At 72.4% G+C, this 11,764-nt stretch carries 11 protein-coding genes; 4 read left to right on the top strand and 7 right to left on the bottom strand.

The features are described from left to right. The first annotated feature begins 16 nt into the window (after positions 1-16). On the top strand, positions 17-1,189 hold the full coding sequence (locus tag FHP06_RS16035) for a lytic transglycosylase domain-containing protein (RefSeq protein ID WP_187271908.1): 1,173 nt from the start codon (positions 17-19) through the stop codon (positions 1,187-1,189). Between the two features lie 46 nt (positions 1,190-1,235). Here FHP06_RS16035 and hemB read toward each other — a convergent pair whose 3' ends face one another. The 7 genes from hemB to FHP06_RS11470 all read right to left on the bottom strand — a co-directional run bounded on the left by hemB (position 1,236) and on the right by FHP06_RS11470 (position 8,842). Then, positions 1,236-2,204, bottom strand: a complete 969-nt coding sequence (hemB, locus tag FHP06_RS11500; protein ID WP_147686880.1) for a porphobilinogen synthase — start codon at positions 2,202-2,204, stop codon at positions 1,236-1,238. Between the two features lie 2 nt (positions 2,205-2,206). After that, positions 2,207-3,865: a bifunctional uroporphyrinogen-III C-methyltransferase/uroporphyrinogen-III synthase gene (locus FHP06_RS11495; RefSeq protein ID WP_147686878.1), complete on the bottom strand. Its 1,659-nt coding sequence runs from the start codon at positions 3,863-3,865 to the stop codon at positions 2,207-2,209. Next, positions 3,862-4,809, bottom strand: coding sequence for a hydroxymethylbilane synthase (gene hemC, locus FHP06_RS11490; protein WP_147686876.1), 948 nt, complete (start codon positions 4,807-4,809; stop codon positions 3,862-3,864). The genes FHP06_RS11495 and hemC overlap by 4 nt, the downstream gene beginning before the upstream one ends. Then, entirely contained in the window at positions 4,806-6,101 is a 1,296-nt protein-coding gene (locus FHP06_RS11485) for a glutamyl-tRNA reductase (RefSeq protein WP_147686874.1), read from the bottom strand. The genes hemC and FHP06_RS11485 overlap by 4 nt, the downstream gene beginning before the upstream one ends. Beyond that, positions 6,098-6,826, bottom strand: a complete 729-nt coding sequence (locus FHP06_RS11480) for a redox-sensing transcriptional repressor Rex (RefSeq protein WP_230973494.1) — start codon at positions 6,824-6,826, stop codon at positions 6,098-6,100. The genes FHP06_RS11485 and FHP06_RS11480 overlap by 4 nt, the downstream gene beginning before the upstream one ends. A 139-nt stretch (positions 6,827-6,965) precedes the next feature. After that, positions 6,966-7,226 (bottom strand): glutaredoxin family protein, encoded by a 261-nt coding sequence (locus FHP06_RS11475; RefSeq protein WP_230973493.1) that lies wholly within the window; start codon positions 7,224-7,226, stop codon positions 6,966-6,968. Positions 7,227-7,243: 17 nt separating this feature from the next. Next, positions 7,244-8,842 (bottom strand): class I adenylate-forming enzyme family protein, encoded by a 1,599-nt coding sequence (locus FHP06_RS11470; RefSeq protein ID WP_147686872.1) that lies wholly within the window; start codon positions 8,840-8,842, stop codon positions 7,244-7,246. A 52-nt stretch (positions 8,843-8,894) separates the two neighbouring features. Here FHP06_RS11470 and FHP06_RS11465 point away from each other — a divergent pair, with 52 nt between their 5' ends. The 3 genes from FHP06_RS11465 to FHP06_RS11455 all read left to right on the top strand — a co-directional run bounded on the left by FHP06_RS11465 (position 8,895) and on the right by FHP06_RS11455 (position 11,732). Then, positions 8,895-9,788: an HAD family hydrolase gene (locus FHP06_RS11465; RefSeq protein ID WP_147686870.1), complete on the top strand. Its 894-nt coding sequence runs from the start codon at positions 8,895-8,897 to the stop codon at positions 9,786-9,788. A 50-nt stretch (positions 9,789-9,838) separates the two neighbouring features. Further along, positions 9,839-10,546 (top strand): sigma-70 family RNA polymerase sigma factor, encoded by a 708-nt coding sequence (locus FHP06_RS11460; protein ID WP_230973492.1) that lies wholly within the window; start codon positions 9,839-9,841, stop codon positions 10,544-10,546. Positions 10,547-10,631: 85 nt separating this feature from the next. Continuing rightward, positions 10,632-11,732 carry a DUF5667 domain-containing protein gene (locus tag FHP06_RS11455; RefSeq protein WP_147686866.1) on the top strand — a complete coding sequence of 367 codons (1,101 nt, stop codon included), beginning with the start codon at positions 10,632-10,634 and terminating at the stop codon, positions 11,730-11,732. Positions 11,733-11,764 lie beyond the last annotated feature (32 nt).

The raw sequence follows: 11,764 nt of genomic DNA, 5'->3' as shown, positions 1-11,764 counted from the left end.
TGGGAGGTTGGAACAGATGCGAGCACGACAGCTGACGCGATGGCAGAAGGCCAGCGCGCTGGTACCCATGACGCTGCTGGTCGGCGCCTGGGGTGCGGCTCTGACCAACTCCGGTCTCGCCACCGCCGGTGAGAGCAGCTCGCCCGACGCCGTCCCCGACGTGCCGTCCAGCGCGTTCGAGCAGCCCGCCTCGGTCCAGGAGACCCCGGGCATCGACCCGCGCGCGGGCGCTGCCGGCGCACTCTCCACGCTCTCCACGAACGGCATCCCGTCGGCCGCGCTCTACGCGTACCGCCGCGCGGAGACGCTGCTGTCGAAGGCCGACCAGGACTGCCAGCTCCCGTGGAACCTCGTCGCCGCCATCGGCCGCGTCGAGTCCAACCACGGCCGCAGCAACGGCAACGCCCTGAGCGCCGACGGCCTCGCCGAGCCCGGCATCTACGGCGAGCCGCTCGACGGCCGCAACGGCCGCGCCCGGATCACCGACTCCGACTCCGGCAAGCTCGACAAGGACACCGTGTACGACCGCGCGGTGGGCCCGATGCAGTTCATCCCCACCACCTGGAGCAACGTCGGCGTCGACTCCGACAACGACGGCAAGAAGAACCCCCAGGACATCGACGACGCCGCCACCGCGGCCGGCATCTACCTGTGCGCCGGCTCCGGCGACCTCTCCACCGACAAGGGCGCCCGCGCCGCGGTGAAGCGCTACAACCACTCCGACTCCTACGTCGACCTGGTCATGCAGATCTCCGCGGCCTACGCCGCCGGCGACTTCTCCCAGTCGCCCAACGGCACGTCCACCGCGTCCGTGATCACCAGCCAGTCGTTCGACCAGACGCTGACCCCGAAGCAGCGCGACAAGGCCAAGCAGAACGAGGGCAAGACGAGCGGTGGCAGCACCGGCGGCTCGACCGGCGGCAGCACCGGCGGCTCCACGGGTGGCAGCACCGGCGGCTCGACCGGTGGCAGCACTGGCGGCTCCACGGGCGGTTCCACCGGCGGCAGCACGGGTGGCTCCACCGGCGGCAGCACGGGCGGCACGACCACCACCAAGCCGCTCGACCCGATCGTCGACGTCGTCGACCTCGCCACGGCGCGCATCCGTTGCACCGCGACGGTCAGCCTCAACCCGCTGAACACGCACAAGGAGCGCTACGACCAGTGCGTGTACGACCTGACGCACTGAGCAGCTCGTCGTCCCCGGCAGGGGTGCCGGGCCCTGGGCGGCAGATTCAGTGCCGTGCGGCGATCTCCGCGGCCCAGTAGGTCAGCACGATGTCGGCGCCCGCGCGGCGGATCGACGTGATCGTCTCGTCGATCGCCCGGTCGCGGTCGATCCAGCCGTTCTGAGCGGCCGCCTCGACCATGGCGTACTCGCCGGAGACGTTGTACGCGGCCACGGGCACCGTGACGTGCGACCGGATCAGCGGCAGCAGGTCGAGGTAGCCCAGGGCGGGCTTCACCATGACGATGTCGGCGCCCTCCTGGACGTCGAGGAGCGCCTCGCGCAGCGCCTCCCGGGCGTTGGCCGGGTCCTGCTGGTAGGTGCGCCGGTCGCCCTGGAGCGAGCTGTCGACGGCCTCGCGGAACGGTCCGTAGAACGCGGAGGCGTACTTGGCGGCGTAGGCCAGGATCGCGACCTCGGTGTGACCGGCGGCGTCGAGGGCGGCGCGGATGACGCCGACCTGGCCGTCCATCATGCCGCTGGGACCCACCAGGTGGGCGCCGGCCTCGGCGTGCGCGACGCCCATCTGCCCGTAGATCTTCAGCGTGGCGTCGTTGTCGACGCGGCCCTGGGCGTCAAGGACGCCGCAATGGCCGTGGTCGGTGAACTCGTCGAGGCACAGGTCCGACATCACCAGCAGGTCGTCGCCGGCCTCGCTGCGGGCGTCGGCGATCGCGACGTTCAGGATGCCGTCGGGGTCGAGCGCGCCCGAGCCGACGGCGTCCTTGTGCTCGGGGATCCCGAACAGCATGACGCCGCCCAGACCCAGCGTCGCCGCCTCGGCGACCGCCTTGCGGGCGGAGTCGCGCGTGTGCTGCACGACGCCCGGCATGCTGCTGATCGGCTTGGGCTCGGTGAGCCCCTCGCCCACGAACATCGGCAGCACGAGCTGCCGTGGCTCCACGGACGTCTCCGCGACCAGCCGCCGCATCGCAGCGGAGCTGCGAAGACGGCGCGGCCGGTCGGCGGGGAACATCGTCAGGCCTTCCGCCGCGAGGAGGGACGCTTCTGCGACGGCTTGGTGACCGGCTCGCCGGCCTCCAGGAACGCCAGGCGACGGGCGGCGCCGAACTCGGCGAGCGCGTCGGCCAGCACCTCGACCGAGGGCTGCTCGGCGAGGACGTCGACCCGCAGGCCGTGCTCCTCGGCGGTCTTCGCCGTGGCCGGGCCGATGCACGCGATGACCGTCGACGTGTGCGGCTTGCCGGCGATGCCGACGAGGTTGCGCACGGTGGAGCTCGACGTGAACATCACGGCGTCGAACTTGCCCGACTTGATCGCCTCGCGCGTGGGCGCCGGCGGCGGCGCGGCCCGCACGGTGCGGTAGGCGGTGACGTCGTCGACCTCCCAGCCGAGCTCGATCAGGCCGGCCACGAGGGTCTCGGTGGCGATGTCCGCACGCGGCAGGAACACCCGGTTGATCGGGTCGAGCAGGTCGTCGTACGGCGGCCAGTCCTCGAGCAGGCCGCGGGCGGACTGCTCGCCGGACGGCACGAGGTCGGCCTTGATGCCCCACGTGGCGATGGCCTCGGCGGTCTTGTCGCCGACCGCGGCGATCTTCAGGCCCGAGAACGCGCGGGCGTCGAGCCCGTACTCCTCGAACTTCTCGCGGACGGCCTTCACGGCGTTGACGCTGGTGAACGCGACCCACTCGTAGCGGCCCTCGACGAGACCGCGGACGGCCTTGTCCATCTGCTGCGGGTTGCGCGGCGGCTCGACCGAGATGGTCGGCACCTCCTCGGACACCGCGCCGTAGGAGCGCAGGCGCGCGGCCAGGCCGGCGGACTGCTCCTTGGTGCGGGGCACGAGCACGCGCCAGCCGTACAGCGGCTTGGTCTCGAACCACGACAGCGTCTCGCGCATGGAGACGACGTCGCCGACGACGGTGATGGCCGGAGCGGACATCCCGGCCGCGGCGGCGTCGACGGCGATGTCGGCCAGCGTGGAGACCACGGTGGTCTGCTCGGTGGTGGTGCCCACCCGCGTCATGGCGACGGGGGTCTCGGGCGCGCGGCCGGCCTCGATCAGCCCGGCGGCGACCTCGCCGATCCGCTTGACCGCGGAGAGCAGCACGAGCGTGTCGGAGGTGACGTACGCGGTCCAGTCGATGGTGGCGTCGCCGACGCGCACGACCGAGTACTCGCGGTTCGTGCGGTTGGTCAGCGGCACGCCCGCGTACGCCGGGACGGCGCTGACGGACGAGATGCCCGGCACGACCTCGAAGCCGATGCCGGCCTTCGCGCAGGCCGCGGCCTCCTCGGGCGCGGTGGCGTAGGTGAACGGGTCACCGGCGACGAGGCGGACGACGTGCGAGCCGTTCTTCGCGTGCTTGACGACCAGGCGAGCGCGAGCGGCGTGCGTGAGGGTCGAGCCGTCGTCACCGACGCCACCCTCGACGACCTCGGCGCCGTTCGTGACGAGAGCGGCCTGCTCGGGCAGCTCGGTGATGACGACGTCGGCCTGCTCGAGGAGCTCGGCGGCACGGACGGTCAGGAGGCTGCGGTCGCCCGGGCCGGCGCCGACGAAGCTCACGTGGCCGAGGGGCCGCTTGCGCTTCGTGGGTGCGGGTGCGACGGGGGCGGTCGCGGTAGAAGTGGTCACTTTGCTTACTTCCTTCTTCGTCTGCCGGGTTGTCATTGCGCTGTACCGATCGGAGGGCAAGCCATCAGGTCGGCGGCGCCCTCGGCGAGCATCTCGGCAGCGAGACGCTCTCCGACCGCGGCGGCCTCGCGGGGCGAGCCGGTCGCGGACAGGCGGATGGACGGTGACCCGGAGGGATCGGCGACGACCCCTCGGAGCCACAGCTCGTCCCCGTCGTCGCCCCACGCGATCTCCGCGAGGGCCCCGACGGGGGCGGTGCAGCCGGCCTCGAGCGAGGCGAGGAGGCTGCGCTCGGCCGTGACGGCGGCCCGGGTGTCCGGGTCGTCGAGCACGTCGAGCAGGCGAGCGGTCGCGACGTCGTCGGCGCGGCACTCGCACGCAAGGGCTCCCTGGCCGGGAGCGGGGAGGACCTGGATCGGGTCCAGGACCTCGGTCGCCTCGTCGGCACGCCCGAGCCGGACGAGTCCGGCCATGGCGAGGACGACGGCGTCGACCTCTCCGGAGGCGACCTTGCCGAGGCGGGTGTCGACGTTGCCGCGGATCGGCACGATCTCGACACCCAGCCCGAGGGCGTTGATCTGGGCGGCCCGGCGGGCCGAGCCGGTGCCGACGCGGGCGCCGGTGGGCAGCTCACCCAGGGTCAGGCCGTCGCGCGCCACGAGGACGTCGCGCGAGTCGGCCCGCGTGGGGACGGCGGCGAGGTTCAGCCTCTCGTCGGGCGTGGTGGGCAGGTCCTTGAGGGAGTGGACGGCGAGGTCGACGTCGCCGGCCGCGACGGCCTCGCGGAGCGCCGCGACGAACACGCCCTGGCCGCCGATGACGCTGAGCGGCTCGCGGCTGCGATCGCCCTCGGTGGACACCGGGACGAGCTCGACGTCGATGCCGTGGGCGTCGCGCAGTGCCGCGGCGATGGTCTCGGTCTGCGTGGTGGCCAGCAGGCTGGCGCGGGTGCCGATTCTGAGCACGTTCTTGGGGGTCATGCCTCGTCACCGCCCACCTGGGTGACGGCGTCGACGGCGGCCTGGTCGAGCGCGAACAGGTCGGACAGCGCGTCGGCGTAGGTGAGCCCGGCCGGTCCCTCGACCAGCTCCTGGACGCGGACCGTGGGCGCGTGGATCAGCTTCTCCGCGACCCGACGCAGCGCGTCGCGGACCTGCTCCACCTGATCGGTGGTGAGGTCGGGGACGCGCGACTTCACCCGGGCGACCTCGGCCTCGACGACGTCGGTGGCCATGGTGCGCAGCGCGATGACGGTGGGCGTCACCCGGGACGCGTTCTTCGCGGCCAGGAAGGTGTTCACCTCGGCCTCGACGATGTGGCGGACCTCCTCGACGTCGCCGGCGAGCTCCGCGTTCTCCGAGCGGCCGGACAGCACGACGAGGTCGATGACGGTGACACCGTCGAGGTCGGCGACGGTGGGCTCGACGTCGCGCGGCAGGGCGAGGTCGATCAGCACGAGCTCACGGCCGGATGCCGCCGCGGCCACGCGGTCGCGGTCGAACACGAAGCCGGCGGCGCCGGTGCAGCTGACGACGACGTCGGTCTCGGCGAGCGCCGCGTCGATGCCGTCCCACGGCACGGCGCGGACACCGAAGGTGGCGACGAGCTCGTGCGCGCGGCGCAGCGTGCGGTTGGCGACGACGATGCTGGAGGGGTCCACGCCGCGGTCGACGAGCGTGCGGACGGCGAGGCTCGCCATCGTGCCTGCGCCGGCCACGAGGAACCGGGTGCCCGGGTCCGCGACGACGGGTCCGGCGGCGTCGAGGCCGGCGGTGACGGTGGACGGCGCCAGCCGGTCGATGCCGGTCTCGGCATGGCCGCGCTTGCCGATGCGGAGCGCCTGCTGGAAGAGCGCGTTGAGCGCCGGGCCGACGGTGGCCTCGGCCTGCGCCGTGTCGAGGGCGTCGCGGACCTGGCCGAGGATCTGGCTCTCGCCGAGGATCATCGAGTCGAGCCCGGCGGCCACCTCGAAGAGGTGCGCCACGGCGGAGTCGTCGTAGTGGACGTAGACGGCCTGGACGAGCTGGTCCCGGTCGAGCGCGGCGTGCTCGGCGAGCAGGCGCGAGACCTCCTCGACGGCGCCGTGGAACCGCTCCGCCTCGACGTAGATCTCGACGCGGTTGCAGGTCGAGATGACCGCGGCCTCGGTGACCGAGGAGGTCTCCAGGGCGCGGTGCGACAGCTTGACGGCCGCGTCGGTGTCGAGCGACGCACGCTCGAGCAGCTCGATCGGGGCGGACTTGTGGGACATGCCCACGACGAGGACGCTCACAGGCTCACCTCACCGTCCGCCGCCCACGGCCCGGCACCCCCGCCGGGGGCCTCGGCGCTGCGGCGCTGCTCGTGGTACGCGAGGATCTGCAGCTCGATCGACAGGTCGACCTTCCGGACCGCCACGCCCTCGGGGACGGTGACGATCGCCGGGGCGAAGTTCAGGATGCTGGTGACACCGGCGGACACCAGCGCGTCGGCGACGCCCTGGGCGGCCTCGCCCGGCGTGGCGATGACGGCGATGGCGATGCCGTGCTCCCGCACGATGGACTCGAGGTCGGCCATCGGGGCGACGGTGACGCCGGCGACCTCGGTGCCGATCCGCTCCGGGTCGGAGTCCACGAGGGCGGCGATGCGGATACCGCGCGTGCTGAACCCGCGGTAGGCCGACAGCGCGGAGCCCAGGTGGCCGACACCGACGATGACGACGTCCCAGTCCTGCGTCTGGCCGAGCTCGCGGGCGATCTGGTAGCGGAGGTACTCGACGTCGTAGCCGACGCCGCGGGTGCCGTACGAGCCGAGGTACGACAGGTCCTTGCGCAGCTTCGCCGGGTTGACGCCGGCGGCGGCCGCGAGGTCGTTGGAGGAGCACGTGGAGATGCCCTGGTCCACCAGCGCGGTCAGCGCCCGCAGGTAGACCGGGAGGCGGGCCACCGTGGCGTCAGGGATGCCACGTGGGCCTTGAGCCTGACGAAGGGCGGCCACGTCGTTGCGAAGTACAGTCACGGTGCTCCATCGCGCCGCAGCCCGGGATTTGTCCCTCAGGGAGTGGGACCGGCTGGCGCGCGACCCTCAGTTTAAGAGCTTGTGAACGTGAGAACAAAATCCTGTGTCGACCCCGTGGGCCACGTCACACCCAGCTGTGCTAGTGCGAGAGGGCCGCGCGGAGGCGGTCCGGGTCGACCCGCCAGAAGTCGTGCTGAGCCCCGTCCACGAAGGTCACGGGCACCTCGTCGGTGAATCGGCGGGTGAGCTCCTCGTCGCCGGAGATGTCGATCGTGGTCCAGGTGTCGCCCGTCTCGGCGCACACCGCGGCCACGATCTCCTCGGCCGCCTCGCACAGGTGGCACCCCGGTCGGGTGTAGACGACGACCCGGTGCTCGATCTGCCGCCCAGGGCCCGGCACCCCTGCCGCCGCACCGCTCACGACGCGCCGAGGCCGAGCTGGTCGCTGCGGGCCAGGGCCCGCAGCCGGCCCTTGGCGACCTTGCCCGTGGCCGAGTGCGGCAGCCCGCTGACCACCACGACCCGCGTCGGCTGCTTGAACCGGGCCAGCCGCTCGGCGCAGTGCGCGGACACGGCGTCGCTGAGCGTGGACTCGTCGGTCTCGGACTCGGCGACGACGAACGCCGTGACGGCCTCCCCCGTCTCCTCGTCGGGCACGCCGACGACGGCGACCTCGGCGACGCCGGGCACCTCGCCGATCACGTCCTCGACCTCCGACGGGTAGACGTTGAAGCCGGACACGATCACCAGCTCGCGGAGCCGGTCGACGAGCGTGACGTCGCCGTCCCCGTCGACGTAGCCGATGTCGCCCGTGGGGTACCAGCCGTCCTCGCGTGGTCCCTCGACGCCGTCCGGCCAGTAGCCGGAGAACACGTTGTCGCCGCGGATCCAGAGCTCGGCGGGATCACCGGCCGCGGCGTCACCGCCGCTCGCCTCCACGCACCGCACCTCGATGCCGGGGAGCGGCCGGCCCACCGACCCCGCCTTCGGCGGCGTGCCCGGTTCGCGGCCCGAGCCGAGCGTGGTGGCGATGACCGGGGCGGTCTCGGTGAGCCCGTAGCCCTGCTCGACATAGTGCCCGGACGACTCGTAGAAGGACGTCGCCAGGTCCGGGTCGAGGGTCGAGGCGCCCGACAGCACGACGCGGACGCCGGACAGCTTCTCGCGCAGGTCGTCGCGCCCGGCCCACGCCGCGATCACCGGCGGGGCGAGCGGCAGGTTGGTGACGCCCTCCTCGCGGATGGTGTCGAGCAGGCCGGCGGGGTCGAAGCCGTCGACCATGAGCACCGACGCGCCCTGACGCACGGCTTGGCCGAGCACGGCGTTGAGTCCGTAGATGTGGAACATCGGCAGCAGCCCGAGGCAGACGTCCTCGCGGCTGACCGGCGGCGGGTCGATCGCCGCGGTCTGCTCGATGTTCGCGATCAGCGCTCGATGGCTGAGCATCGCGCCGCGTGGCTTGCCACTCGTGCCGGATGTGTAGAGGATGACGGCCAGCGCCTCGGCGTCTCGGGGCGCCGCAGGCTCTGCATCCGGGGCCCCCGCGAGGAACGCGTCGAACGCCGTCTCCCCGTCCCTCGGCTCGATCCCGTCGACGACCACGTCGATCTCATCTTGCCGCCCAGGGCCCGGCACCCCTGCCGGGGTCTGGACCGCTTCGCGCACCTGGTCGGCGCCCGACTCGTCGCACAGGACGACCCGCGCGCCGGAGTCCGAGAGCATCCGGCCGACCTCGCGCGTGGTGGAGCGCGGGTTCATCGGCACGGCGACCATGCCGCCGCGCAGGATGCCGAAGTAGGCGATCGGGAGGTCGATGCGGTTGGCCATCACCATCGCGACGCGCTGGCCGGCCACCAGGCCGCGACCCGACAGCGCCCGGGCGATCGCATCGGCGCTGTCGTCGAGCTCGCGCCAGGTCAGCTGACGCCGCTGACCCCCACGGGTCTCGATCAGCGCGACACCGTCCGGGTCGGTCTCGGCCGCCGCACGGAGGACCTCGCTGACATTGACCGTCACGCTCACTACTCAACCACAGGGACGCCCTGGGCAGAGCCGATACTGTCGGTCCATGGCCAGTGCCTCCGGCGCCCCCCGCCGACGCAACCTGCAGTCGCGCTCGGTGCTGGCCGGACAGGCGGCCGCGGCGGCCACGGAGGTCGAGCACGCGCTGGCCCCCGAGCCCGACGCCCAGGCGGCGGCGTTCTTCGACGTCGACAACACCGTCATGCAGGGGGCGTCGATCTTCCACCTCGCGCGCGGGCTGCACCGCCGCAAGTTCTTCACCACCGGCGACATCGCCAAGGCCGCCTGGCAGCAGATCTACTTCCGCGTCGCCGGCGTCGAGGACCCCGAGCACATCGCCAAGGCCCGCAGCTCCGCCCTCGCGTTCATCGCCGGGCACACCGTCAGCGAGCTGGAGGAGCTCGGCGAGGAGATCTTCGACGAGCGCATGGCCGAGCGCATCTGGCCGGGCACGCGGGCCCTCGCGCAGTGGCACCTCGACCAGGGTCAGCGGGTCTGGCTGGTCACCGCGGCCCCGATCGAGATCGCGTCCGTCATCGCCCGGCGCCTCGGCCTCACCGGCGCCCTCGGCACGGTGGCCGAGCACGTCGACGGCGTCTACACCGGCGAGCTCGTCGGCGAGATGCTGCACGGGGAGGGCAAGGCGGAGGCGGTGCGCTCCATCGCCGAGCGCGAGGGCCTCGACCTCGACCGGTGCTACGCCTACTCCGACTCCAGCAACGACCTCCCGATGCTCTCGCTCGTCGGGCACCCGTGCGCGGTCAACCCCGACTCCACGCTGCGGGCACACGCCCGCGCCAACGGCTGGCGCATCCGCGACTACCGCACCGGCCGCAAGGTCGCGGTCGCCGGCGCCCGCACGGCAGGGGCCGGAGCCGCCGTCGTCGGCGCATGGAAGGTGGCCCGCCGCCTGCGGAGACGTCCGCCACGATTTTTCTGACATGGACCCCCGCGACCGCTAGACTGCGATCGATCTGGGGAGGGAATCCAGTGATCAGCTCGACGACCGCATTGCGTCTTGCGCTGTCGCTTGCCCTGGAGATCCCGGACAACCGAGCGCTCGGCATCGCGCTCACCACCACGCACAGTCCGTCGACGTTCTCTCCGGGCGGCAACGGTCTCGGTCCGGGCGACGTCGACCCCGACCCCGAGGGCACCCGTCTGCGCGCGCTCGTCGACCTCGCCCGCGAGGGTGACGCCGAGGCCTTCGGCCAGCTGTACGACCACTACGTCTCCGGCATCTTCCGCTTCATCTACTACCGGGTCGGCTCCAAGCCGCTCGCGGAGGACCTCACCAGCGAGACGTTCGTCCGCGGCCTGCGCGCCATCCAGCGCTTCAACTGGCAGGGCAAGGACTTCGGCGCGTGGCTCACCACCATCGCCCGCAACCTGATCACGGACCACTTCAAGTCGAGCCGCTCGCGACTCGAGATCGTCTCCGACGACGTCCCGGAGGGCCGCGCCACCGCGTCCAGCCCGGAGGAGGACGTGCTCTCGCTCATCTCCAACGAGATGCTGTTCGAGGCGGTCAACTCCCTGCCCCCGGAGCAGCGCGACTGCGTCCTGATGCGCTTCATCCAGGGGATGTCCATCGCCCAGACGGCCGCGGCGATGGATCGCAGCGAGGGTGCGATCAAGCAGCTCCAGCTGCGCGCCGTGCGCAGCCTGGCGAAGCGAGTGCCGGGTGATCTGCGATGACCTGGAACACGTTCTCCCTGCGTAACCTGACCAGCGCATTCGTCGTTGACCTGGGTACACCCGCACGAACTTGGAGGATGGGGCGATGATCCGCCGGCATCACGACGACGCGAGGGCCTTCGAGGAGGCCTGGTCCGGTCGCGCACCCCGCGACTCGGCAGGGGTGCCGGGCCCTGGGCGGCCGCTCGACAGGGAGATCGCCTCGCTGGTCAGCTGCGCCGAGCAGCTGTGCGCCGCCGCTGCCGTCGAGCCCTCCGCCGAGTTCCGGTTCGGACTGCGCGATCGCCTGATGACCGAGGCTGCATCGGTGCTGGTCACGTCGCCGGAGCCGGTCCGCACGGCCACCAAGCCCGCCGTCTCGGTCCCGCGCCCCGGCCGCCGCCGCCTCGCCGGCGCCACCGCCGCCCTCATCGGCGCCGTGAGCGCCGTCAGCCTCATCGGCTCCAGCGCCTCGGCCCTGCCGGGCGACGTCCTCTACCCGGTCAAGCGCACCGTGGAGAACGTCGAGCTCGCCATGCACACCAGCGACGTCTCCAAGGCGCAGTTCCGTCTCACCCTGGCGTCCGAGCGTCTCGCCGAGGCGCGTCAGCTCGCCGAGAAGGGCTCGCCGTCCGACCAGCGCCACATCTCCGACGCCCTGGACGAGTTCACCGACCAGGCCGAGGACGGATCGAGCACGCTGTTCGACGACTTCGACACCCGCCGGGCCACCGACTCGATCACCGTGGTGAACGACTTCACCGCCGCTGCCGCCACGGATCTCGCGGCCCTGTCCGGCCAGCTGCCGAACGGTGCGGGCGACGCGTTCGACGCCGCCACCGCCACGGTGTCCAAGCTCGCCGTCCAGGCCGCGGACCTGTGCAGCTCGTGCGGCGCCGCCGACGTCAGTGGCATCGTCACCGCCGTCTCCTCGCTGGGCGCCGCCGAGGTCACCGACCCGCCGCGCACCGATCCCACCCCGCAGGCCCAGGCCGCCGCTCCCACCGTCGTGGAGAAGCCGGCCGCGACGGCCACCACCACGCCCGCCCCGAAGCCCACGGTCTCCCTGCCCTCGATCCCCGAGGCCACGCAGGACCCGGTCGGCACGCTCGGCAAGATCACCAAGCCCATCGTCGGCGCCCTTCTCGGCGACGACGAGCAGGAGGGTCTCATCCCCGGCCTGCTGAACACCCTCCTCGGCCGCTGAGCCCACCACTCATCTCTGGCGAGGTCTCGTCA

It is taken from the genome of Aeromicrobium terrae (assembly GCF_008039565.1).
GTDB lineage: Bacteria > Actinomycetota > Actinomycetes > Propionibacteriales > Nocardioidaceae > Aeromicrobium > Aeromicrobium terrae.
This window is presented reverse-complemented; position numbering and strand designations above follow the sequence as displayed.